General features: G+C 59.2%; 19 protein-coding genes. 12 read left to right on the top strand and 7 right to left on the bottom strand.

Annotated elements, in window-relative coordinates; all coding sequences use genetic code 11:
* Positions 1-110: 110 nt before the first annotated feature.
* From aceE to yacL, 5 genes are all read left to right on the top strand, one after another.
* Positions 111-2,774 carry a pyruvate dehydrogenase (acetyl-transferring), homodimeric type gene (gene aceE / locus ACJ8HB_RS21105; RefSeq protein WP_039567225.1) on the top strand — a complete coding sequence of 888 codons (2,664 nt, stop codon included), beginning with the start codon at positions 111-113 and terminating at the stop codon, positions 2,772-2,774.
* A gap of 13 nt (positions 2,775-2,787) precedes the next feature.
* The gene (aceF, locus tag ACJ8HB_RS21100) at positions 2,788-4,668 is read left to right on the top strand and encodes a pyruvate dehydrogenase complex dihydrolipoyllysine-residue acetyltransferase (RefSeq protein WP_047570557.1); all 1,881 of its coding nucleotides are present in this window, start codon (positions 2,788-2,790) and stop codon (positions 4,666-4,668) included.
* 233 nt (positions 4,669-4,901) lie between these two features.
* A complete protein-coding gene (gene lpdA / locus ACJ8HB_RS21095) occupies positions 4,902-6,326 on the top strand; it encodes a dihydrolipoyl dehydrogenase (RefSeq protein ID WP_004937500.1) in 1,425 nt (474 codons plus the stop codon).
* A gap of 515 nt (positions 6,327-6,841) precedes the next feature.
* Positions 6,842-9,439 carry a bifunctional aconitate hydratase 2/2-methylisocitrate dehydratase gene (gene acnB / locus ACJ8HB_RS21090; RefSeq protein WP_033635927.1) on the top strand — a complete coding sequence of 866 codons (2,598 nt, stop codon included), beginning with the start codon at positions 6,842-6,844 and terminating at the stop codon, positions 9,437-9,439.
* Positions 9,440-9,578: 139 nt separating this feature from the next.
* A complete protein-coding gene (gene yacL / locus ACJ8HB_RS21085; RefSeq protein ID WP_004937507.1) occupies positions 9,579-9,941 on the top strand; it encodes a protein YacL in 363 nt (120 codons plus the stop codon).
* Positions 9,942-9,973: 32 nt separating this feature from the next.
* Here yacL and speD read toward each other — a convergent pair whose 3' ends face one another.
* The 3 genes from speD to ACJ8HB_RS21070 form a co-directional block, all read right to left on the bottom strand.
* Complete coding sequence (gene speD, locus ACJ8HB_RS21080; RefSeq protein WP_004937510.1) at positions 9,974-10,768, bottom strand: adenosylmethionine decarboxylase; 795 nt, start codon at positions 10,766-10,768, stop codon at positions 9,974-9,976.
* 27 nt (positions 10,769-10,795) lie between these two features.
* Positions 10,796-11,659 carry a polyamine aminopropyltransferase gene (gene speE / locus ACJ8HB_RS21075; RefSeq protein WP_047570560.1) on the bottom strand — a complete coding sequence of 288 codons (864 nt, stop codon included), beginning with the start codon at positions 11,657-11,659 and terminating at the stop codon, positions 10,796-10,798.
* A 124-nt stretch (positions 11,660-11,783) separates the two neighbouring features.
* The gene (locus ACJ8HB_RS21070) at positions 11,784-12,131 is read right to left on the bottom strand and encodes a YacC family pilotin-like protein (protein WP_004937515.1); all 348 of its coding nucleotides are present in this window, start codon (positions 12,129-12,131) and stop codon (positions 11,784-11,786) included.
* Between the two features lie 217 nt (positions 12,132-12,348).
* Between ACJ8HB_RS21070 and cueO the strand changes: the two genes are divergently transcribed.
* Both cueO and hpt read left to right on the top strand, forming a co-directional pair.
* Complete coding sequence (gene cueO, locus ACJ8HB_RS21065) at positions 12,349-14,016, top strand: multicopper oxidase CueO (protein ID WP_047570562.1); 1,668 nt, start codon at positions 12,349-12,351, stop codon at positions 14,014-14,016.
* Between the two features lie 98 nt (positions 14,017-14,114).
* Positions 14,115-14,651, top strand: coding sequence for a hypoxanthine phosphoribosyltransferase (hpt, locus tag ACJ8HB_RS21060; protein ID WP_048234659.1), 537 nt, complete (start codon positions 14,115-14,117; stop codon positions 14,649-14,651).
* A 37-nt stretch (positions 14,652-14,688) separates the two neighbouring features.
* On the opposite strand, the gene can is transcribed toward hpt, so the two are convergent.
* A complete protein-coding gene (gene can, locus ACJ8HB_RS21055; protein WP_033635923.1) occupies positions 14,689-15,345 on the bottom strand; it encodes a carbonate dehydratase in 657 nt (218 codons plus the stop codon).
* Between the two features lie 210 nt (positions 15,346-15,555).
* Between can and ACJ8HB_RS21050 the strand changes: the two genes are divergently transcribed.
* From ACJ8HB_RS21050 to ACJ8HB_RS21040, 3 genes are all read left to right on the top strand, one after another.
* The gene (locus ACJ8HB_RS21050; RefSeq protein WP_033635922.1) at positions 15,556-16,479 is read left to right on the top strand and encodes an ABC transporter ATP-binding protein; all 924 of its coding nucleotides are present in this window, start codon (positions 15,556-15,558) and stop codon (positions 16,477-16,479) included.
* Entirely contained in the window at positions 16,476-17,246 is a 771-nt protein-coding gene (locus ACJ8HB_RS21045) for an ABC transporter permease (RefSeq protein WP_033635921.1), read from the top strand. Before ACJ8HB_RS21050 ends, ACJ8HB_RS21045 begins: the two co-directional genes overlap by 4 nt.
* 177 nt (positions 17,247-17,423) lie before the next feature.
* Complete coding sequence (locus tag ACJ8HB_RS21040) at positions 17,424-18,704, top strand: polysaccharide deacetylase family protein (protein ID WP_033635920.1); 1,281 nt, start codon at positions 17,424-17,426, stop codon at positions 18,702-18,704.
* 34 nt (positions 18,705-18,738) lie between these two features.
* On the opposite strand, the gene panD is transcribed toward ACJ8HB_RS21040, so the two are convergent.
* From panD to panB, 3 genes are all read right to left on the bottom strand, one after another.
* Entirely contained in the window at positions 18,739-19,119 is a 381-nt protein-coding gene (gene panD / locus ACJ8HB_RS21035; RefSeq protein WP_004937544.1) for an aspartate 1-decarboxylase, read from the bottom strand.
* A 145-nt stretch (positions 19,120-19,264) separates the two neighbouring features.
* Positions 19,265-20,119 carry a pantoate--beta-alanine ligase gene (gene panC, locus ACJ8HB_RS21030; RefSeq protein WP_047570564.1) on the bottom strand — a complete coding sequence of 285 codons (855 nt, stop codon included), beginning with the start codon at positions 20,117-20,119 and terminating at the stop codon, positions 19,265-19,267.
* 23 nt (positions 20,120-20,142) lie between these two features.
* Positions 20,143-20,937 carry a 3-methyl-2-oxobutanoate hydroxymethyltransferase gene (panB, locus tag ACJ8HB_RS21025; RefSeq protein WP_041036647.1) on the bottom strand — a complete coding sequence of 265 codons (795 nt, stop codon included), beginning with the start codon at positions 20,935-20,937 and terminating at the stop codon, positions 20,143-20,145.
* A 166-nt stretch (positions 20,938-21,103) separates the two neighbouring features.
* Between panB and qseB the strand changes: the two genes are divergently transcribed.
* Together qseB and qseC are read left to right on the top strand one after the other, a co-directional pair.
* Positions 21,104-21,766 (top strand): quorum sensing response regulator transcription factor QseB, encoded by a 663-nt coding sequence (gene qseB, locus ACJ8HB_RS21020; protein WP_004937550.1) that lies wholly within the window; start codon positions 21,104-21,106, stop codon positions 21,764-21,766.
* The gene (gene qseC / locus ACJ8HB_RS21015; RefSeq protein WP_047570567.1) at positions 21,763-23,121 is read left to right on the top strand and encodes a quorum sensing histidine kinase QseC; all 1,359 of its coding nucleotides are present in this window, start codon (positions 21,763-21,765) and stop codon (positions 23,119-23,121) included. Before qseB ends, qseC begins: the two co-directional genes overlap by 4 nt.
* The last annotated feature ends 5 nt before the right edge of the window (positions 23,122-23,126 follow it).

Genomic DNA, 23,126 nt, shown 5'->3' with positions numbered 1-23,126 from the left:
TTAAGTACTTAAGCGGCAACTAAACTGATGGGCCTGTCTTCGTGTGTTTTTGCACAGAACACAGGAAGACAGGCTCCAAACAAACCATTAGACAGATAAGGAATACCACCATGTCAGAACGTTTAAACAATGACGTGGATCCGATCGAAACCCGCGACTGGCTGCAGGCGATCGAATCGGTCATCCGTGAAGAGGGTGTTGAGCGAGCTCAGTTTCTGATTGATCAGGTATTGGGAGAAGCCCGCAAAGGCGGCGTTAACGTTGCGGCCGGTGCTGCAGCGCACAACTACGTCAACACCATCGCGGTAGAAGACGAACCGGCCTACCCAGGCAACCTGGATCTGGAACGCCGCATTCGCTCAGCGATCCGTTGGAACGCGATCATGACCGTTCTGCGCGCATCCAAAAAAGACCTGGAGCTGGGCGGCCACATGGCTTCCTTCCAGTCTTCCGCGACCTTCTATGAAGTCTGCTTTAACCACTTCTTCCGCGCACGCAACGAGAAAGACGGCGGCGACCTGGTGTACTTCCAGGGCCACATTTCTCCGGGCGTTTACGCGCGTGCCTTCCTTGAAGGCCGCCTGACCGAAGAACAAATGAACAACTTCCGTCAGGAAGTGCACGGTAAAGGCCTGTCCTCTTACCCGCATCCTAAACTGATGCCGGAATTCTGGCAGTTCCCGACCGTATCCATGGGCCTGGGCCCAATCAGCGCCATCTATCAGGCGAAGTTCCTGAAATATCTGGAACACCGCGGCCTGAAAGACACCTCTGAGCAGACCGTTTACGCCTTCTTGGGCGACGGCGAGATGGATGAGCCGGAATCCAAAGGCGCCATCACCATCGCGACCCGCGAGAAGCTGGACAACCTGGTGTTCGTCATCAACTGCAACCTGCAGCGCCTGGACGGCCCGGTCACCGGCAACGGCAAGATCATCAACGAACTGGAAGGCATCTTCTCCGGCGCAGGCTGGCAGGTGCTGAAAGTGATCTGGGGCGGCCGTTGGGACGAACTGCTGCGTAAAGACACCAGCGGTAAACTGGTTCAGCTGATGAACGAGACCCTGGACGGCGACTACCAGACCTTCAAATCCAAAGACGGCGCTTACGTGCGCGAGCACTTCTTCGGCCGTTACCCGGAAACCGCGGCGCTGGTCAAAGACATGACCGACGACGAAATCTGGGCGCTGAACCGTGGTGGTCACGATCCGAAGAAAATCTTCGCTGCACTGAAAAAAGCGCAGGACACCAAAGGCAAACCGACCGTTATCCTGGCCCACACCATCAAAGGTTACGGCATGGGTGAAACCGCGGAAGGTAAAAACATCGCTCACCAGGTGAAGAAAATGAACATGGAAGGGGTTCACCACTTCCGCGATCGTTTCAACGTGCCGGTTGCCGATGCTGACATCGAAAAACTGCCGTACATCACCTTCGAGAAAGATTCCGAAGAGTACAAATACCTGCACGAACGTCGCCAGGCGCTGAAAGGCTACGTGCCGACGCGTCTGCCGGAGTTCACCCAGAAGCTGGAAATGCCGGCGCTGGAAGATTTCAGCTCGCTGCTGGAAGAGCAGAACAAAGAGATCTCCACCACTATCGCCTTCGTGCGTGCCCTGAACGTGATGCTGAAGAACAAGTCGATCAAAGATCGCCTGGTGCCAATCATCGCCGACGAAGCGCGTACCTTCGGTATGGAAGGTCTGTTCCGTCAGATCGGTATCTACAGCCCGAACGGCCAGCAGTACACCCCGCAGGACCGTGAACAGGTTGCTTACTACAAAGAAGACGAGAAAGGCCAAATCCTGCAGGAAGGCATCAACGAACTGGGCGCAGCCTCTTCCTGGCTGGCCGCAGCGACTTCCTACAGCACCAACGATCTGCCGATGATTCCGTTCTACATCTACTACTCGATGTTCGGTTTCCAACGTATCGGCGACCTGTGCTGGGCAGCGGGCGACCAACAGGCGCGCGGCTTCCTGATCGGCGGAACCTCGGGCCGTACTACCCTGAACGGCGAAGGTCTGCAGCACGAAGATGGCCACAGCCACATTCAGTCTCTGACCATCCCTAACTGCATCTCTTACGATCCGGCTTACGCGTACGAAGTGGCGGTGATCATGCACGACGGTCTGGTGCGCATGTATGGCGACAACCCGGAAAACGTGTACTACTACCTGACCACGCTGAACGAAAACTACCACATGCCTGCGATGCCGCAGGGTGCGGAAGAAGGTATCCGCAAGGGTATCTACAAGCTGGAAACGCTGGAAGGCAGCAAAGGCAAGGTACAGCTGCTGGGCTCCGGCGCCATCCTGCGCCACGTGCGCGAAGCTGCGCAGATCCTGGCGAAGGACTACGGCGTGGGTTCCGACACCTACAGCGTGACCTCGTTCACCGAACTGGCGCGCGACGGCCAGGATTGCGAGCGCTGGAACATGCTGCACCCAACCGAAACGCCACGCGTGCCTTACATCGCTCAGGTGATGAGCGACGCGCCGGCGGTAGCTTCTACCGACTACATGAAACTGTTCGCCGAACAGGTTCGTACTTATGTGCCGGCCAGCGACTATCGCGTACTGGGCACCGACGGCTTCGGTCGTTCGGACAGCCGCGAAAACCTGCGTCACCACTTCGAAGTCGATGCATCCTACGTGGTGGTTGCTGCTCTGGGTGAACTGGCTAAACGCGGTGAGATCGAAGCTTCTGTGGTTGCCGATGCAATCAAGAAATTCGACATCAACCCGGAAAAAGTTAACCCGCGTCTGGCCTAAGAGGTACTGAATAATGTCTATCGAAATCAACGTACCGGATATCGGTGCAGATGAAGTCGAAATCACCGAGATTCTGGTGAAGGTCGGCGATAAAGTTGAAGCGGAACAATCGCTGATCACCGTGGAAGGCGACAAGGCTTCCATGGAAGTGCCATCCCCGCAGGCGGGCGTGGTGAAAGAGATCAAAGTGGCGGTCGGCGATAAAACCGAAACCGGCAAACTGATCATGATCTTCGAAGCGGCAGGCGCAGCGGAAGCTGCACCGGCGGCGAAAGCGGAAGAAAAACCGGCAGCAGCAGCTGCCCCGGCTGCCGCTGCGGCCAAAGACGTTGCCGTGCCGGACATCGGCGCCGACGAAGTCGAAGTGACCGAGATCCTGGTGAAAGTGGGCGACAAGGTGGAAGCCGAGCAGTCCCTGATCACCGTGGAAGGCGACAAGGCTTCCATGGAAGTCCCTGCGCCGTTCGCGGGCACCGTGAAAGAGATCAAGATCGCGACCGGCGACAAAGTGAAAACCGGCTCCCTGATCATGGTGTTCGAAGTGGCCGGCGCCGCTTCCGCTGCGGCCCCGGCTGCGGTTGAAGCTCCTGCCGCCGCTGCAGCGCCTGCGGCCTCTGCGGCCAAAGATGTCGCCGTGCCGGATATCGGCGGTGATGAAGTCGAAGTGACCGAAGTGATGGTTAAGGTGGGCGACAAGGTTGCCGCCGAGCAGTCTCTGATCACCGTGGAAGGCGACAAGGCCTCCATGGAAGTGCCTGCACCGTTCGCGGGTACCGTGAAAGAGATCAAGATCGCGACCGGCGACAAAGTGAAAACCGGCTCCCTGATCATGGTGTTCGAAGTGGAAGGCGCTGCGCCTGCCGCTGCCGCCGCTCCAGCCGCTAAAGCGGAAGCTGCGCCGGCGCCGGCCGCCGCGAAAGCCGCCGCTCCGGCTGCGAAAGCTGACGACAAAGGCGAGTTCGCCGAGAACGCGGCATACGTGCACGCGACCCCGGTCATTCGTCGTCTGGCGCGTGAATTCGGCGTTAACCTGGCGAAAGTGAAAGGCACCGGTCGTAAAGGCCGTATCCTGCGCGAAGACGTTCAGGCTTACGTGAAAGACGCGGTGAAACGCGCTGAAGCGGCCCCGGCCGCTGCCGGCGGCGGTCTGCCAGGCATGTTGCCATGGCCGAAAGTGGACTTCAGCAAGTTCGGCGAGATCGAAGAAGTCGAAATGGGCCGCATCCAGAAGATCTCTGGCGCGAACCTGAGCCGCAACTGGGTGATGATCCCGCACGTGACTCACTTCGACAAAACCGACATCACCGATCTGGAAGCGTTCCGCAAACAGCAGAACGAAGAAGCGGCCAAGCGCAAGCTGGACGTGAAGTTCACGCCTGTCGTGTTCATCATGAAAGCCGTTGCTGCCGCTCTGGAGCAGATGCCGCGCTTCAACAGCTCGCTGTCCGAAGACGGTCAGAAGCTGACGCTGAAGAAATACATCAACATCGGCGTGGCGGTAGATACCCCGAACGGCCTGGTGGTTCCGGTGTTCAAGGACGTGAACAAGAAGAGCATCACCGAGCTGTCTCGCGAACTGATGACCATCTCCAAGAAAGCGCGCGACGGCAAGCTGACCGCGGGCGAGATGCAGGGCGGCTGCTTCACCATCTCCAGCCTGGGTGGCATCGGGACGACCCACTTCGCGCCGATCGTCAACGCGCCGGAAGTGGCTATCCTGGGCGTCTCCAAGTCTGCGATGGAGCCGGTCTGGAACGGTAAAGAGTTCATGCCGCGCCTGATGATGCCGATGTCGCTGTCCTTCGACCACCGCGTTATCGACGGTGCCGATGGTGCGCGCTTCATCACCATCATCAACAACATGTTGTCCGACATTCGCCGTCTGGTGATGTAATGCAAAAGGGGCGCAGCATGCTGCGCCCCTGACGATTCTGTAGCAGTTTTGTCGGATTTTGCATAACTCGACAAAATTGTTGAGACACGGGTCACTCGAACACGCTTTGCAGATTATTAACAATTCTGTAAACTGCTCGCGGTGTAAGCGTCCCGGTGGATGAAGGGCGTTATGAGATCGATTAGCAATAAAAATGACGTCTGACCCGCCGGACAATCAATTAAGAGGTCATGATGAGTACTGAAATTAAAACTCAGGTCGTGGTACTTGGGGCGGGCCCGGCAGGTTACTCTGCAGCCTTTCGTTGCGCTGACTTAGGTCTTGAAACCGTTCTGGTTGAACGTTATTCCACTCTGGGCGGGGTTTGCCTGAACGTGGGATGTATCCCTTCCAAAGCACTGCTGCACGTTGCCAAAGTGATCGAAGAAGCCAAAGCGCTGGCCGAACACGGCATCGTTTTCGGCGAGCCGAAAACCGACATCGACAAAGTGCGCGTCTGGAAAGAAAAAGTCATCACTCAGCTGACCGGCGGTCTGGCTGGCATGGCGAAAGGCCGTAAAGTGAAAGTGGTCAACGGCCTGGGCAAGTTCACCGGCGCTAACACCCTGGTTGTTGAAGGCGAAAACGGCCCAACCACCATCAACTTCGACAACGCCATCATCGCTGCAGGTTCTCGTCCGATCCAACTGCCATTCATTCCTCATGAAGATCCACGCGTGTGGGATTCCACCGATGCGCTGGAGCTGAAAACCGTCCCAGAGCGTCTGCTGGTTATGGGCGGCGGCATCATCGGCCTGGAAATGGGCACCGTATACCATGCGCTGGGTTCACAGATCGACGTCGTTGAGATGTTCGATCAGGTTATCCCGGCGGCAGATAAAGACGTGGTGAAAGTCTTCACCAAACGTATCAGCAAGCAGTTCAACCTGATGCTGGAAACCAAAGTGACCGCGGTAGAAGCCAAAGAAGACGGCATCTACGTCACGATGGAAGGTAAAAAAGCGCCGGCAGAACCACAGCGTTACGACGCGGTGCTGGTGGCGATCGGCCGCGTGCCGAACGGCAAACTGCTGGATGCCGGCAAAGCCGGTGTTGAAGTTGACGAGCGTGGCTTCATCAACGTCGACAAACAGCTGCGCACCAACGTGCCGCACATCTTTGCTATCGGCGACATCGTCGGTCAGCCGATGCTGGCGCACAAAGGCGTGCACGAAGGCCACGTTGCCGCAGAAGTTATCGCCGGCATGAAGCACTACTTCGATCCGAAAGTGATCCCATCCATCGCTTACACCGAGCCGGAAGTGGCATGGGTGGGTCTGACCGAGAAAGAAGCGAAAGAGAAAGGTATCAGCTACGAAACCTCCACCTTCCCGTGGGCGGCTTCCGGCCGTGCGATCGCTTCCGACTGTGCAGACGGCATGACCAAACTGATCTTCGACAAAGAAACTCACCGCATCATCGGTGGCGCGATTGTCGGCACCAACGGCGGCGAGCTGCTGGGTGAAATCGGTCTGGCTATCGAGATGGGCTGCGACGCGGAAGACATCGCGCTGACCATCCACGCTCACCCGACCCTGCACGAATCCGTGGGCCTGGCGGCGGAGATCTACGAAGGCAGCATCACCGACCTGCCTAACCCGAAAGCCAAGAAGAAGTAATTCTGCTGGTTTGACCGGTTAACAAGCGGCTCCTGACAAGGAGCCGTTTTTTTTTGCTCAAACTCAGAAAGCGGTTTTTTTGTGGCCGCTGCGCCAAATTCCGATCCTCCTGCTTATATCCATTCTAATTATATGGATATAATGCCCTGCTAGTCCGGCAGCCGATTACGCTGCGCTCAACGATTCAGCAAAGATTTAATGTTGCTTTTATGTGAACGAATTAACAACCGTTTCAAATCCTGATATGCTGGCTGAGCGGAACCGGGCACTGTACCTTACAGTCCAGGACATCGACAGCAGTGCCCCGTCAGGATAGATGGCATCAATATCGCCGTGCGCTCTACCCATCAGTCTTTCATGCTGTAACGCTGTTTGACCGTGTCTGTTTGCCCCAATCACCGTTTCGGGGCCTTTACGGGCCGATCGCCTAGCCACAGAGTGAAACCCCAAGGGTATAAACCCGGTTTGCATATACGCCAGGCACAATAAATGACAATGAGAGCGAGGAGAACGTCGTGCTAGAAGAATACCGTAAGCACGTAGCCGAGCGTGCTGCTGAGGGCATCGCCCCTAAGCCGCTAGACGCCACCCAAATGGCCGCGCTGGTCGAACTACTGAAGAATCCGCCAAAAGGCGAAGAAGAATTCCTGTTAGACCTGCTGATTAACCGTGTTCCACCGGGCGTCGACGAAGCCGCCTACGTCAAAGCAGGTTTCCTGGCGGCCATCGCCAAAGGTGAAGCGACATCCCCCCTGGTTACCCCCGAGAAAGCCATTGAACTGTTAGGCACCATGCAGGGCGGCTATAACATTCACCCGCTGATCGAAGCGCTGGATAACGAAACGCTGGCGCCTATCGCCGCGAAAGCGCTGTCCCACACGCTGCTGATGTTCGACAACTTCTACGACGTGGAAGAGAAGGCCAAGGCCGGTAACCCGCACGCCAAGCAGATCATGCAGTCCTGGGCCGACGCCGAATGGTACCTGTCGCGCCCTGAGCTGGCGGAAAAGATCACCGTCACCGTGTTCAAAGTCACCGGCGAAACCAACACCGATGACCTTTCTCCGGCGCCGGACGCCTGGTCGCGCCCGGATATCCCGCTGCACGCGCTGGCGATGCTGAAAAACGAACGTGAAGGCATCGTGCCGGATCAGCCGGGCAGCGTCGGCCCGATCAAACAGATCGAGCTGCTGAACAAAAAAGGCTTCCCGCTGGCCTACGTCGGCGACGTGGTCGGCACCGGTTCTTCCCGTAAATCCGCCACCAACTCCGTGCTGTGGTTTATGGGCGACGACATCCCGCACGTGCCGAACAAGCGCGGCGGCGGCGTGGTGCTGGGCGGCAAGATTGCGCCTATCTTCTTCAACACCATGGAAGATGCCGGCGCCTTGCCGATCGAAGTGGACGTGTCCGAGCTGAACATGGGCGACGTGATCGACGTTTACCCATACAAAGGTGAAGTGCGCAACCACGAAACCGGCGCGCTGATCGCCAACTTCGAGCTGAAAACCGACGTGCTGCTGGATGAAGTGCGCGCCGGCGGCCGTATCCCGCTGATCATCGGCCGCGGCCTGACCACCAAGGCGCGCGAAGCGCTGGGTCTGCCGCACAGCGATGTGTTCCGTATCGCCAAACCGGTCGCCGCCAGCAGCAAAGGCTTCTCGCTGGCGCAGAAAATGGTCGGCCGCGCCTGCGGCGTCGCCGGCATTCGCCCTGGCGAATACTGCGAACCGAAGATGACCTCCGTCGGTTCTCAGGACACCACCGGCCCGATGACCCGCGATGAGCTGAAAGACCTGGCCTGCCTCGGCTTCTCCGCCGATCTGGTCATGCAGTCATTCTGCCACACCGCCGCGTACCCGAAACCGGTCGACGTGACCACGCACCACACGCTGCCTGACTTCATCATGAACCGCGGCGGCGTCTCGCTGCGTCCGGGCGACGGCGTGATCCACTCCTGGCTGAACCGCATGCTGCTGCCTGACACCGTCGGCACCGGCGGCGATTCCCACACCCGCTTCCCGATCGGCATCTCCTTCCCGGCCGGTTCCGGCCTGGTGGCGTTTGCCGCCGCGACCGGCGTAATGCCGCTGGATATGCCTGAGTCGGTGCTGGTGCGCTTCAAAGGCAAAATGCAGCCGGGCATCACCCTGCGCGATCTGGTGCACGCCATCCCTTACTACGCGATCCAGCAAGGCTTGCTGACCGTCGAGAAGAAGGGCAAGAAAAACATCTTCTCCGGCCGCATCCTGGAGATCGAAGGCCTGCCGGATCTGAAGGTCGAGCAGGCGTTTGAGCTGACCGATGCGTCCGCCGAACGTTCCGCCGCCGGTTGTACCATCAAGCTGGACAAGGCGCCGATCGAAGAGTACCTGAACTCCAACATCGTGCTGCTGAAGTGGATGATCTCCGAAGGCTACGGCGACCGCCGTACGCTTGAGCGCCGTATTCAGGGCATGGAAAAATGGCTGGCGGATCCGCAACTGCTGGAAGGCGATGCGGATGCGGAATACGCGGCGGTGATCGACATCGATCTGAACGAGATCAAGGAGCCGATCCTGTGCGCGCCGAACGATCCTGACGATGCGCGCCTGCTGTCCGACGTGGCCAACAGCAAAATCGATGAAGTGTTCATCGGGTCTTGCATGACCAACATCGGCCACTTCCGCGCGGCCGGCAAGCTGCTGGATCAGCACAAGGGCCAGCTGCCGACCCGTCTGTGGGTGGCGCCGCCAACCAAGATGGACGCGGCTCAGCTGACCGAAGAAGGCTACTACAGCGTCTTCGGCAAAAGCGGCGCGCGTATCGAGATCCCGGGCTGCTCGCTGTGCATGGGCAACCAGGCGCGCGTGGCGGACGGTGCGACGGTGGTCTCCACCTCGACCCGTAACTTCCCGAACCGTCTGGGTACCGGTGCCAACGTCTATCTGGCGTCTGCCGAACTGGCTGCGGTTGCGTCCCTGCTGGGCCGCCTGCCGACGCCGGACGAGTACCAGACCTATATGGCGCAAGTCGACAAGACGGCGGCGGATACCTACCGCTACCTGAACTTTGACCAGCTGGGGCAGTACACCGAAAAAGCCGACGGCGTGATCTTCCAAACCGCCGTGTAAGCCGCTATATTGCGCAACTGTTTAACGGGAGGCCTTGGCCTCCCGTTTTATTTTGCTCAGTTGCCAACTTTGCGAGCGCTCACTGAGTTAGTCCGCCATTTATGTTTACACTAAGAAAAAGGGCTCAGGAGGGCATGCTATGGATTACGAATTTCTGCGTGACGTCACCGGTCAGGTGATCGTCAGATTTTCGATGGGGCATGAAGCGATTGGCCACTGGATCAACGAAGAAGTCAAAGGCGATTTCAACCTGCTGGACCGGATTGAAGCCGGTGCGGCCGAGGTTAAAGGCAGTGAACGTCAATGGCAGCTGGAAGGCCATGAATATACGCTGCTGATGGATGGTGAAGAAGTGATGATCCGCGCCAATCAGCTGGAGTTCGAGGGCGATGAAATGGAAGAGGGGATGAATTACTACGACGAAGAAAGCCTCTCATTCTGCGGCGTTGAGGACTTCCTGCTGGTGTTGAAGGCCTATCGTTCTTTCATGCTGAAATACTAAGCATCAGGGCGCGGCGTGCCGCGCCCTTTCCATCACAGATGCGGAATATTGCGGCCGTAATAGATTTCCTGCATCTCTTTCCATAACAGATCGGTGATCTGCTTGCGTTCGGCGGCGCTCAGCGCCTCCGGTTCCGCGTTGAACAGGTAGTGCTTCAGATCGAAATCTTTCAGCAACATCTTGGTATGGAAGATATTTTCCTGGTAAACGTTCACGTCCATCATGTGATACAGCGCCTTGATGTCTTCCGACATAAAGTTCTGGATCGAATTGATCTCATGATCGATGTAATGTTTCACGCCGTTCACGTCGCGGGTAAAACCGCGCACGCGATAGTCCATGGTGACGATGTCGGATTCCAGCTGGTGAATTAAGTAGTTCAGCGCCTTGAGGGGCGAAATGACGCCGCAGGTCGAAACCTCGATATCGGCGCGGAAGGTGCATAGCCCGCCTTCCGGATGGCTTTCCGGGTAGGTGTGTACGCAGATATGGCTCTTGTCCAGGTGCGCAACGACCGTGTTCGGCAGCGGGCCGGGATGCTCCGACGTATCGACGTCTTTCGGATCGATCGGCTCTTCGCTGACCAGGATGGTGACGCTGGCGCCCTGCGGCTCGTAGTCCTGACGCGCGATGTTCAGAATATTGGCGCCGATGATCGAGCAGGTTTCGCTCAGGATCTCGGTCAGCCGGTTGGCGTTATATTGTTCGTCAATGTAGGCGATATAGCCGTCGCGGTCGTCCGCGGTCTTGGCGTAACAAATATCGTAAATACAAAAACTCAGGCTCTTGGTCAGGTTGTTGAAGCCGTGCAGTTTTAGCTTATGCAATTTGGGCCACCTCCTTTATCTTCTCGCTTAACGTGTTACGTTCAGGGCATTGAGCAAATATTGCGGCAGGGCAAAACTGCCGACGTGAATTGCCGGGTTGTAATAACGACAGTGTAGGCCGCTTTGGTTAAAGCGCTGTTGCAGAGTAGGCAGATCGCGCTGGCGCAGCGCCGGGTTCTGGCTCGCCCAGGCAAAGGTCATGATGCCGCCGTAATAGGTCGGGATCGCCGCCTGATAGAAGCTGACGTCGGTAAAGTAGCGGCTCAGTTTGGCGTGGCTGTTGACCGCCTCGTCCTGTTGCAGGAAGCAGACGCCGTTCTGCGCGACGAAAATGCCGCCCTCATTCAGGCAGCGGGCGCAGCCTTCATAAAACGCCGAAGTGAACAGGCTTTCGCCGGGGCCGATCGGATCGGTGCAGTCGGAGATGATCACATCGAAGGTTTCGTCGGTTTGGTTCACGAAGTTGACGCCGTCGTCGATCACCAGCTTGAAGCGCGGATCGTCATAGGCGCCGGCGCTGTGGTTGGGCAGGTACTGGCGGCAGAACTCGACGACACCGGCGTCGATCTCGACCATGGTGATCTGCTCCACGCCAGGGTGCCGGCTGACTTCGCGCAGCATGCCGCCGTCGCCGCCGCCGATGATCAGCACTTTCTTCGCCGCGCCGTGCGCCAGCAGCGGCACGTGGGTCAGCATTTCGTGATAGATGAACTCGTCGCGCTCGGTGGTTTGCACCACGCCGTCGAGCGCCATCACGCGCCCCAGCACCGGGTTCTCGAAGATCACCAGATCCTGGTGATCGGTCTTATCGCGGTACAGCACCTTCTCTACCGAGAAATACTGGCCGAAGCCCGTATGCAGCGTTTCGTACCAAATTTCTTTCTGGGTCATGTGCGGGAAACTCCGTAATAACAGCCATGAAAAATCGGCGCAACATCATAGCTAACTCTGCCTGGCGATGCACGGTTGAATTTCAGACAGAGAGAGCGTTAGGCGGGCGGGAAAGGGGAAGGAATTAGTTGGCGTAGGCCAGCAGGCTCAAAGAGTCGCGCGCCAGCGATTTGCACTTCTTGGGCGTTGGAATGGCGATGCCGCTGAGATCGCGATAGCTGTCTTCGCCCAGCGCCTTCATATTGAAGCTGTTGTAGTTGCTCAAATCCCAGCGGTTTTGTTGCGCGAAATAGACGATGGCGCGTTTGATTTGCGCGTTTGGCAAATCGTTGTAGCCGCAATCATTTTTCAAATAAATAAATACCGCCGTCAGATCGGCCAGATCTTCCGCCTCGGATTCATTCAGCGCCAGACTGGCGTTGGAGAAGCCCAGCATCGCCAGCAACAGCATCGATAACGTTGTTTTTTTCATCATGAAATAGGCCTGTTTGTCGTTTGCTGACGTTACCACACTTGCCTGTAAAGGCACCAAATTTTATTGCTGCCGGGCCGGCGTTGCGTTTGCCAGCCATATTCTCTTGATTGTGAGGCATAGCTTAAAATACCGCCAGGAAAGGCTTGACCTTCCGCCAGGGGGAAGGTTTAGGCTGGCGGCATTGAGTTATGTCACTGAGAAAAGGGAGTCAGCGATGTTACGCCGTGATTTTATTAAATTAACCGCCGCACTGGGCGCTGCGAGCGCATTGCCGTTATGGAGCCGGGCCGCCTGGGCGGCCGATCGGCCGGCCCTGCCGGTGCCGCCGTTGTTGACGCCGGACGCGCAGGGAAAAATTGCGCTGGCGCTGCAGGTGGGGGAAACCCGCTGGTTGCCCGGCGCCGCCACCAAAACCTGGGGATTCAACGGCGCGCTGCTCGGGCCGGCGGTGAAGCTGCAGCGTGGGCAGCCGGTGACGGTCGATATCAAAAACGGCCTGGCGGAGGCCAGCACCGTCCACTGGCACGGCCTGGAAATTCCCGGCGACGTCGATGGCGGCCCGCAGGCATTGATCCATCCCGGCGCGACGCGCACGGTGAATTTCACCGTCGATCAACCGGCGGCCACCTGCTGGTTCCACCCGCATACCCACGGTAAAACCGGCAGCCAGGTGATGATGGGGCTGGCGGGGCTGGTGCTGCTGGAAGATGAGGAGAGCGCCAAACTGCCGCTGCCGAAAACCTGGGGGCAGGATGATATTCCGGTGATCCTGCAAGATAAGCGGTTGGGCAAAGACGCACAAATCGAATACCGCCTGGACGTGATGAGCGCGGCGGTGGGCTGGTTTGGCGATCGCATGTTCACCAACGGCGCGCAGTATCCGCAACATTTGGCGCCGCGCGGCTGGCTGCGTCTGCGCTTCCTCAACGGCTGCAACGCCCGCTCGCTGAATCTGGCGGCCAGTGACAACCGTCCGCTGTATGTCATCGCCAGCGACGGCGGTTTCCTGGCGGAGCCGGTGAAACTGACCGAGCTGCCGATGCTGATGGGCGAACGTTTTGAAGTGCTGGTGGATGCCTCCGACGGGAAAGCGTTCGACATCGTGACGCTGCCGGTGAAGCAGATGGGTATGACGCTGGCGCCGTTCGATCAACCGCTGCCGGTGTTGCGCATTCAGCCGTCGCTGGCGCAGGGCATCAAAACCATGCCGGACAGCCTGGTGAAGCTGCCGACATTACCCGCTACCACCGGTATCCAGGAGCGTTGGCTGCAGCTGATGATGGATCCGCAGCTGGATATGCTCGGCATGCAGGCGCTGATGGATCGTTATGGTCACCAGGCGATGGCCGGCATGAGCATGAATCATGGCGCGATGGGCGGTGGAGACATGAAAGGCATGGACCACGGCAACATGAAAGGCATGGAAAAGGGCGGCATGCAGGGCATGGACCACGGCAACATGAAGGGCATGGATCATGGCAGTATGGCCGGGATGGATCACGGCGGCGCGCAGGGTAAAGCCAAACCGTTCGACTTCAGCCACGGCAACATGATCAACGGCAAGGCCTTCGACATGACCAAGCCGATGTTCGCCGCCAAACGGGGCCAGTATGAGAAGTGGACCATTTCCGGCGAGGGCGACATGATGTTGCACCCGTTCCATATTCACGGCACCCAGTTCCGTATCCTGTCGGAAAATGGCAAACCGCCGGCGGCGCATCGCAGCGGCTGGAAGGACACGGTGCGCGTCGAAGGGTGGCGCAGCGAAGTGCTGGTGCGCTTCGACCATCCGGCCAGCAGCGAACATGCGTACATGGCCCACTGCCACCTGCTGGAGCACGAAGATACCGGCATGATGATGGGCTTCACCGTCGGCGAATGATCGCGGCCCGTCGCTCAGGTGGCGGCGCGCTCGCGTCGCCACCGGCGAAAGGCTATGCTAAACTCTGCGCCTTTCTTCCGGCAACTGACCTGAATACTATGAAACACACTGTAGACGTAATGATTTCCGAGCAGGAAGTTAAGACCCGTATCGCCGAACTTGGCCGCCAGATCACCGAACATTACCGCGACAGCGGCAGCGACATGGTGCTGGTCGGGCTGCTGCGCGGCTCCTTCATGTTCATGGCCGATCTCTGCCGCGCCATCGACGTGCCGCACGAAGTCGACTTTATGACCGCCTCCAGCTACGGCAGCGGCATGTCCACTACTCGCGACGTGAAGATCCTCAAGGATCTGGACGAAGACATTCGCGGCAAAGACGTGCTGATCGTGGAAGACATCATCGATTCCGGCAACACGCTGAACAAAGTGCGCGAGATTTTGGCGCTGCGCGGGCCGAAATCGCTGGCGATTTGCACCTTGCTGGACAAGCCTGAGCGCCGTGAAGTGCAGGTGCCGGTCGAATATGTCGGCTTCTCGATCCCGGATGAGTTCGTGGTGGGGTATGGCATCGACTACGCTCAGCGCTACCGTCACCTGCCGTACGTCGGCAAAGTGGTGCTGCTGGACGAGTAATTAATGTGGGGCGCGGCCAGCCGCGCCCGCGGCGGGGTTATATGCCTTTATCCTGCTTCAGTTTGGCTATCGCTTTGCGGTAGCCCATCTCCAGGCTCTCGCGGCTGGTCGCCAGCACTTCCATATCGCGCAGGCGGCCGTCCTGAATGCCGTACACCCAACCGTGGATCATCACCTTCTGGCCGCGCTTCCACGCGGACTGCATGATGGTGGAGTGGCCCAGGTTGTATACCTGCTCAATGACGTTGATCTCGCACAGCATGTCGAAACGCTGCTCCGGCGGCAGCTCGCCCAGCAGCGAGCTGTGCTTGTACCACAGATCGCGAATGTGCAGCAGCCAGTTGTCGATCAACCCCAGCTCCGGGTTTTCCACCGCCGCCTGCACGCCGCCGCAGCCCAGATGGCCGCAAATGATGATGTGTTCGACTTCCAGCACATCTACCGCATACTGCACCACCGACAGGCAGTTAAGATCGGTGTGGATAACGAGGTTCGCCACGTTGCGATGGACGAACAGTTCACCCGGCTCGAGGCCGGTCAGGCGTTCTGCGGGAACGCGGCTGTCAGAGCAACCAATCCATAAGAAGCGGGGCTTTTGCGCCTGGGCTAAACGTTCAAAAAATTCCGGGTCTTCCTGGCTGATGTTGGCCGACCAGGCCTGGTTGTTGGCGATAAGCTCTTCGATTTCTTTCATGGAGGTGATTGACCCGTAACGGACAGATTGCGTTGGGGTAATATAGGGTAAGCGTCACACTTTGGAAATCGGAACAGTGGTGCAGCCTCATTTTCCGCACGGATTCGACTCAGTGAAAACGTCGCCGATGCTAGGATTATCGTTAGTGTTTCAAGCCTCGCAAACAGGGGCGCGGCGGCATACTCATCGTCATAAGGTACTATTTTACATATGAATTATGCACTGGAATTAGCGCAGCTGACCAAGACTTACGCCGGTGGCGTCAAGGCGCTGCGCGGTATCGACCTGAGCGTCGAAGCGGGGGATTTTTATGCCCTGCTGGGGCCAAACGGCGCCGGAAAATCCACCACCATCGGCATCATCAGCTCGCTGGTGAACAAAACGGCCGGCAGCGTGCGGGTGTTCGGTTACGACATCGATAAAGACATCGTCAACGCCAAGCGCCAGCTCGGCCTGGTGCCGCAGGAGTTCAACTTCAACCCGTTCGAGACCGTGTTGCAGATCGTGGTGAACCAGGCGGGTTACTACGGCGTCACGCGGCGTGAAGCGATGGCGCGCGCTGAAAAATACCTCAATCAGCTGGATCTGTGGGGCAAGCGCAACGAGCGCGCCCGCATGCTGTCCGGCGGCATGAAGCGCCGCCTGATGATCGCCCGCGCGTTGATGCATCAGCCGAAGCTGCTGATCCTCGATGAGCCGACCGCCGGGGTGGACATCGAGCTGCGTCGCTCGATGTGGGGCTTCCTGAAAGAGCTGAACGCCCAGGGCACCACCATTATCCTCACCACCCACTATCTGGAAGAGGCGGAGATGCTGTGCCGCAATATCGGCATCATCCAGAACGGGGAGCTGGTGGAAAACACCTCGATGAAGGGGCTACTGGCCAAGCTGAAGTCGGAAACCTTCATCCTCGATTTGGCGGCGAAGAGCCCGTTGCCGAAGCTGGACGGTTACCACAGCCGCCTGACGGATACCTCAACGCTGGAAGTGGAAGTGATGCGCGAGCAGGGGCTGAACGGGCTGTTCACCCAACTGAGCGCGCAGGGCGTGCAGGTGCTGAGCATGCGCAACAAGGCGAACCGCCTGGAAGAACTGTTTGTCACCCTGGTTAACGGCAATGGAGAAAAAGCATGACGCGTTTGTATTGGGTGGCCTTGCAGAGCATCTGGGCCAAAGAGGTGAACCGGTTCGCGCGCATCTGGATCCAGACCCTGGTGCCGCCGGTGATCACCATGACGCTGTACTTCATCATCTTCGGCAATCTGATCGGCTCGCGCATTGGCGATATGCACGGCTTCAGCTACATGCAGTTCATCGTGCCTGGCCTGATCATGATGGCGGTGATCACCAACTCCTATGCCAACGTTGCCTCGTCGTTCTTCAGCGCCAAATTCCAGCGCAACATTGAGGAACTGCTGGTGGCGCCGGTGCCGACCCACGTGGTGATCGCCGGCTATGTCGGCGGCGGCGTGGCGCGCGGCATCTGCGTCGGCGTGCTGGTGACCATCATCTCGCTGTTCTTTGTGCCGCTGCAGGTGCACGCCTGGTGGGTGATTGCGCTGACGCTGCTGCTGACGGCGATCCTGTTCTCGCTGGCGGGGCTGATCAATGCGGTGTTCGCCACCACCTTCGACGATATCAGCCTGATCCCGACCTTCGTGCTGACGCCGCTGACCTACCTGGGCGGGGTGTTCTACTCGCTGTCGCTGCTGCCGCCATTCTGGCAGGCGGTGTCCAAGCTGAACCCCATCGTCTATATGATCAGCGGTTTCCGCTACGGTTTCCTCGGCATCAACGACGTGCCGCTGGCGTTCACCATGGCGGTGCTGCTGGCGTTTATCGCGGTGTTTTACCTGCTGTCCTGGTACCTGATCGAGCGCGGCCGCGGCCTGCGCAGCTGATGGTATCGCGCCCCCACTTTTCCGGTGGGGGCGCTTTTCTTGATTTGGCGCAGGCGGCGCGTAAATCAATAGAATTGCTCAAATAACCGCTAGTTCCCCGTTGTTCAAATCGTGCTATGCTGGCGCTCCACATTTCCTTCACTTTAGTCATTACGCACTCGTAAGTAGAACATCATCATGCGGCCTCAATACACGTTAGCGGCTGGTTTCCTCGGCATTCTGATGTCGTTGGTTTCCCCTGTGAGCCTGGCGAATCTGCTGTCGGAAGACGGCGCGGTTAAATCTGAATACATGGAAGCGCAGCGCGATAGCGAAGTCTATGCGTTGGTGGGCGAGCATGTGATCCCGGTAGGAGAAGTGAAGCGCGGGCAACTGATCCAGGTGTTCCCGGCGGATGCGGAATACTACGAATTCAAATTCGGGCACGGCACCGGCTTTATCGATAAAGATGACGTGCGCGAACTGAAGAAGTCGCGCAAGGTACAAGACGATCTGGGCGAGCTGAATAAACCGCTGACCAACCAGAATCTGATCACCCAAAAAACGATCGACGTTTATACCGCTGCGGACAAGGACAGCGAAGTTTTGGGCACGCTGGAAGGCAACCTGCGCTATCCGATCATCGGCAAGCTGAAAGATCGGCTGAACAACACCTGGTACGAAGTCAACATCGGCGAGCGGCTGGGGTTTGTCAATGAGCTGGACTGCGAGATCGATAGCGGCATACCGGTGCTGACCTATCATCACCTGCTAAAAAACGAAGAGAACAAGCGCTTCCGCCACACCTCGACCACCACCTCAGACGTGGCGTTCAGCAACCAGATGACCTACCTGAAGCAGGCGGGCTACGACACCATTTCGCTGTATCAGCTGGAAGCCTACCTGAAGAACCAGATCAACCTGCCGGGCAAGGCGATCGTGCTGACCTTCGACGACGGGCTGAAATCGGTTTATCGCTACGCTTACCCGGTGCTGAAGGATTACGGTTTCCGCGCCACGGCGTTCATCATCTCTTCGCGCATCAAACGCCACCCGCAGAAATGGAACCCGGACTCGCTGCAGTTTATGAGCGTCTCGGAGCTGAAGCAGATTCAGGACGTGTTCGACGTGCAGTCGCACACTCACTTCCTGCACCGCACCGACGGCAATCGCCAGCCGATTTTGCTGAGCCGTTCGCTGCACAATATCGAGTTCGATTTTGAGCGCTCGCGCCGCGCGCTGTCGCAGTTCAACCCGCACGTGCTGTATCTGTCCTACCCGTTCGGCGGCTATAACCAGCGGGCGATCCAGGCGGCGCAGGACGCCGGTTTCCATCTGGCGGTGACCACGGTGCAGGGCAAGGTGAAGCCGGGGGATAACCCCTATACGCTGAAGCGGCTGTATATTCTGCGCACCGACTCGATCCAGACCATGGCGGATCGGATAGCCAACAAGCCGGGCACGGTGGTGGTGCAGTAAGGAAGAACGGGCGCGCAAGGCGCCCGTTTTAGTGTCATGCGACCTGAACCGGCACGGCTTTCGCCTTGCGCTGCAGGTTGTTGTCACCTTCGAAATAGGCGACTTTCGGGTGGTGTTGGCGGGCGTCGGCGTCGGTCATTTGCACATAGGAGCAGATGATCAGTTTGTCGCCCACGCAGGCGCAGCGCGCGGCGGCACCGTTAACCGAAATGATGCGCGAACCGCGCTCGGCGGCGATGGCGTAGGTGGAGAAGCGCTGGCCGTTATCCACGTTGTAAATATCGATCGCTTCATATTCCAGAATGCCGGCGGCCTCCAGGAAATCCTGGTCGATGGCGCAGGACCCTTCATAGTGCAAGTCAGCCTGAGTGACTTTGACGCGATGCAGCTTGCCTTGCAGCATAGTACGTATCATAGCTTTACCTAACTGAATATCGGCCTTCACAGGCGCTGGGGTTGAACATCTCTCCTGCATCCCTGCAATCTCTATCGTCACCGATTGCTCCGCCATTGTCTACCAATGGTCAGCGGCCAAGGGTGACGACAGTATAAAAAACGGCTTACAGCGTCAGGTCGACCTGCTGGTTGTCGATAAGACGCGCCTTGCCCAGCCAGGCGGCCATCAGCACCACCGCCCGTTGGCTGTCCACCGTCAGCGGCTGCAGGCTGTCGGCGTCGCGAATAAACAGTTCATCCGGCGTAAAGCCGGCGGCGCGCAGCTGCTCGGCGGTCTGTTCCAGCAGCGTTTCGATATGGCGCTCGCCATTGGCCAACTGCTGCGCCAGCGCGTTCATGATCTTGCTCAGCTGCGGCGCGACCTTGCGCTCTTCGGCGGTCAGGTAGCCGTTGCGCGAGCTGAGGGCCAGGCCGTCTTTGGCGCGCACGGTCGGCACGCCGACGATGTCGATGTCGTAACCCATGTCCGCCACCATTTTGCGGATCAGCGCCAGCTGTTGGTAATCTTTCTCGCCGAAGCAGGCCAAGTCAGGTTGCACCAGGTTAAACAGCTTGCTGACGATGGTGGAAACGCCGCGGAAGTGGCCCGGCCGGCTTGCGCCTTCCAGGATGCTGGAGATGCCCGGCACGTCGACGTAAGTCTGCTGCTCCAGCCCCTGCGGATAGACTGCAGCCGGGGCTGGCGCGAACACCAGATCGACGCCGCGGCGGGTCAGCTTCTCGCTGTCTTCCTGCAGCGTGCGCGGGTAGCGCGCCAGATCGTCCGGCCGATCGAACTGCATCGGGTTGACGAAGATGCTCACCACCACCACGTCGGCGCGGGCGCGCGCTTCATCGACCAGCGTCATATGGCCGTCGTGCAGGTTGCCCATGGTCGGCACCAGCGCGATGCGTTTGCCTTCCTGGCGCCAGCGGCGGATCTGCTGACGCAGCATCGGCAGGGTTTCGATAATAATCATTGGGTGACTCCTGGAACCATCGCTTAGTTAAAAGAGTGTTCAGCCGCCGGGTAGAGGCCTTGTTCCACTTCCTGAATGTAGTGCTGCACCGCCGTGCGGATATCGCCGCTCTGCGCCAGGAAGTTCTTGGCGAACTTCGGCGTGTGGCCGCCGGTGATGCCGAAGGCGTCGTGCATCACCAGGATCTGGCCGTCGGTGCCGTTGCCGGCGCCGATGCCGATGACCGGAATGGACAGCGCTTCGGTGATCTGGCGCGCCAGCTCGGTCGGCACACATTCCAGCACCAGCAACTGAATGCCGGCCAGCTCCAGATTCTGCGCATCCTGCAGCAGCTGTTTGGCGGCCAGTTCGTCGCGCCCTTGCACCTTATAGCCGCCGAACACGTTGACCGACTGCGGCGTCAGGCCCAGATGGCCGCACACCGGCACCGCGCGCTCGGCAAGCATTTTCACCGTGTCGCACAGCCAGCTGCCGCCTTCCAGTTTCACCATGTTGGCGCCGGCGCGCATCAGCTCGGCGGCGTTGGCGAAGGTCTGTTCCGGGGTGGCGTAACTCATGAACGGCAGATCGGCCAGCAGCAGGCAGGCCGGCGCGCCTCGGCGCACGGCGCGCGTGTGGTAGGCTACGTCGGCGACGGTGACCGGCAGCGTGGAGTCGTGGCCCTGCAGCGTCATGCCCAGCGAATCGCCCACCAACAGGACTTTGATGCCTTGCTCTTCAAACAGTTTGGCAAAGCTGGCATCGTAGGCGGTAAGGGTAGCAAACTTGCGTTGCTCCTGTTTGCACTGGCGCAAGTGGGTCACGGTGGTGGGTTTCATCACAACGTCTCCTGAAACGGGGCGTGCGGCTTGCGCAGGCCCAGGCTGCAAAAAAGTGCAGCCATTCTACTGTAACCCGATCGGGGTGGGTAGCGCGGATCGCCATGCTTAAGCGGTTCTTAAGAACCTTGTGGTGCAATGGCGCAATGACTGAAAAGGGATACTCATGCGAATTCTGCTGATCGAAGATGACAAACTGATCGGGGACGGCATCAAGGCCGGACTGACCAAACTCGGCTTCAATCTGGACTGGTTCACCGACGGCGCCGTCGGCAAAAATGCGCTGGACAGCGCGCCGTACGACGCGGTGATCCTCGATCTCAGCCTGCCGGGCCTCGATGGCCTGGATCTGCTGCGCCAGTGGCGCCAGGCCGGGCAGGACGTGCCGGTGCTGATCCTCACCGCCCGCGATGCGCTGGAGCAGCGGGTCAGCGGTCTGCAAAGCGGCGCCGACGATTATCTGTGCAAGCCGTTCGCGCTGGCCGAAGTGGCGGCGCGCCTGCAGGCGCTGATCCGCCGTCGCCACGGCCAACTGATGCCGCAGCTGACGCACGGCAACGTGGTGTTTGACAGCGCCACCCGCAGCGTGAGCTGCAACGGCGAGCCGGTGACGCTGACGCCGCGCGAGTTGGCGGTGCTGGAGCTGTTTCTGCACAACAAGGGGCGGGTGCTGGCGCGGCCGTTGATTCAGGAGAAGCTGTACAACTGGGACGACGAGGTGAGCAGCAACGCGGTGGAGGTGCATATTCACCACCTGCGGCGCAAGCTGGGCAACGGCTTCATCCGCACCATTCACGGCGTGGGTTACACGCTAGGGGATGCGCCGTGAAGCGTCTCAGCCTGCGGCTGCGTTTGATCCTGATCTTCAGCCTGTTGGCGCTGATGACCTGGTGCACCGCCAGCGTGGTGGCCTGGCTGATGTCGCGCAACACCATCAATGAAGTGTTCGACACCCAGCAGATGCTGTTCGCCAAACGGCTGGCGACCGCCAACCTCGGCGATCTGCTGGCCGATGAAAGCGCGCGCAGCCTGCCGAAAACCAAGAAGCTGGTGCATCACGGCAAGCGTGGCGATCAGGACGACGACGCGCTGGCGTTCGCCATCTTCGATCGCCAAGGCAAGATGCTGCTCAACGACGGCGAGAACGGCGCCGATTTCCTGTTTGACGGGGAGCGTGAAGGTTTTACCGACGGCGAGCGCAAAGGCGATGACGACAGCTGGCGCCTGCTGTGGCTGACCAGCCCGGATGGGCGCTATCGCATCGTGGTCGGCCAGGAGTGGGATTACCGGCGCGATATGGCGCTGGGCATGGTGACCGGCCAACTGGTGCCTTGGCTGGCGACGCTGCCGGTGCTGATGCTGCTGATCGCGCTGATGGTCGGGCGCGAGCTGCGGCCGCTGCGCGTGGTGGCGGCCGGTTTGCGTCGGCGCGCGCCCGATGACGCGACGCCGTTGGACGCGCGCCAGGTGCCGACCGAGGTGCGTCCGCTGGTGGATGCGCTCAATGCGCTGTTCGCTCGCATCAATGCGTTGCTGGTGCGGGAGCGGCGCTTCACCTCCGATGCCGCGCACGAGTTACGCAGCCCGCTGGCGGCGCTGCGGGTGCAGACCGAAGTGGTTCAACTGGCGGGGGACGATGCGCCGATGCGCGAGCACGCGCTGGACAATCTTACGGTCGGCATCGATCGCGCCACCCGGCTGGTGGATCAGCTACTGACGCTGTCGCGGCTGGATTCGCTGTCGGATCTGGCCGAACTGGCGCCGATCGACTGGAACGAACTGGTGACGATGACCCTGGCGGAGCAGGATCGGCAGGCCCATGCGGCGGGCGTGACGCTGCGCTATGAACATCAGGGAACGCCGCCGCCGCGTCAGGGGGAAACCTTGCTGCTGTCGCTGCTATTGCGCAACTTGCTGGACAACGCGGTGCGCTATACCCCGCAGGACGGCGTCGTCACCGTGACGCTGAGCGAACGCTCGCTGACGGTGGAGGACGACGGTCCGGGGGTCACCACGGAGCATCTGGCGCGGCTCGGAGAACGTTTCTATCGCCCGCCGGGGCAGGAACAAACCGGCAGCGGGCTGGGCCTCTCGATCGTGCAGCGTATCGCCGGATTGCATGGTTTACAGATCGGCTTTGCCAATCGCCCGCCGGGCGGGTTCGTTGCGCGGCTGACGCTGTAGGCGGG

It is taken from the genome of Serratia sp. CY27727 (assembly GCF_052169275.1).
In the GTDB taxonomy this organism is placed as follows: Bacteria; Pseudomonadota; Gammaproteobacteria; order Enterobacterales; family Enterobacteriaceae; genus Serratia; species Serratia sarumanii.
This window is presented reverse-complemented; position numbering and strand designations above follow the sequence as displayed.

What these genes read in the sequence shown, in the direction of transcription:
- hpt (WP_048234659.1), top strand. Translation starts at nt 14,115, where the DNA reads ATGAAACACACTGTAGACGTAATGATTTCCGAGCAGGAAGTTAAGACC.
- yacL (WP_004937507.1), top strand. Translation starts at nt 9,579, where the DNA reads ATGGATTACGAATTTCTGCGTGACGTCACCGGTCAGGTGATCGTCAGA.
- lpdA (WP_004937500.1), top strand. Translation starts at nt 4,902, where the DNA reads ATGAGTACTGAAATTAAAACTCAGGTCGTGGTACTTGGGGCGGGCCCG.
- aceF (WP_047570557.1), top strand. Translation starts at nt 2,788, where the DNA reads ATGTCTATCGAAATCAACGTACCGGATATCGGTGCAGATGAAGTCGAA.
- panC (WP_047570564.1), bottom strand. Translation starts at nt 20,119, where the DNA reads ATGATTATTATCGAAACCCTGCCGATGCTGCGTCAGCAGATCCGCCGC.
- qseB (WP_004937550.1), top strand. Translation starts at nt 21,104, where the DNA reads ATGCGAATTCTGCTGATCGAAGATGACAAACTGATCGGGGACGGCATC.
- ACJ8HB_RS21040 (WP_033635920.1), top strand. Translation starts at nt 17,424, where the DNA reads ATGCGGCCTCAATACACGTTAGCGGCTGGTTTCCTCGGCATTCTGATG.
- ACJ8HB_RS21045 (WP_033635921.1), top strand. Translation starts at nt 16,476, where the DNA reads ATGACGCGTTTGTATTGGGTGGCCTTGCAGAGCATCTGGGCCAAAGAG.
- ACJ8HB_RS21050 (WP_033635922.1), top strand. Translation starts at nt 15,556, where the DNA reads ATGAATTATGCACTGGAATTAGCGCAGCTGACCAAGACTTACGCCGGT.
- panB (WP_041036647.1), bottom strand. Translation starts at nt 20,937, where the DNA reads ATGAAACCCACCACCGTGACCCACTTGCGCCAGTGCAAACAGGAGCAA.
- can (WP_033635923.1), bottom strand. Translation starts at nt 15,345, where the DNA reads ATGAAAGAAATCGAAGAGCTTATCGCCAACAACCAGGCCTGGTCGGCC.
- ACJ8HB_RS21070 (WP_004937515.1), bottom strand. Translation starts at nt 12,131, where the DNA reads ATGAAAAAAACAACGTTATCGATGCTGTTGCTGGCGATGCTGGGCTTC.
- panD (WP_004937544.1), bottom strand. Translation starts at nt 19,119, where the DNA reads ATGATACGTACTATGCTGCAAGGCAAGCTGCATCGCGTCAAAGTCACT.
- cueO (WP_047570562.1), top strand. Translation starts at nt 12,349, where the DNA reads ATGTTACGCCGTGATTTTATTAAATTAACCGCCGCACTGGGCGCTGCG.
- aceE (WP_039567225.1), top strand. Translation starts at nt 111, where the DNA reads ATGTCAGAACGTTTAAACAATGACGTGGATCCGATCGAAACCCGCGAC.
- speE (WP_047570560.1), bottom strand. Translation starts at nt 11,659, where the DNA reads ATGACCCAGAAAGAAATTTGGTACGAAACGCTGCATACGGGCTTCGGC.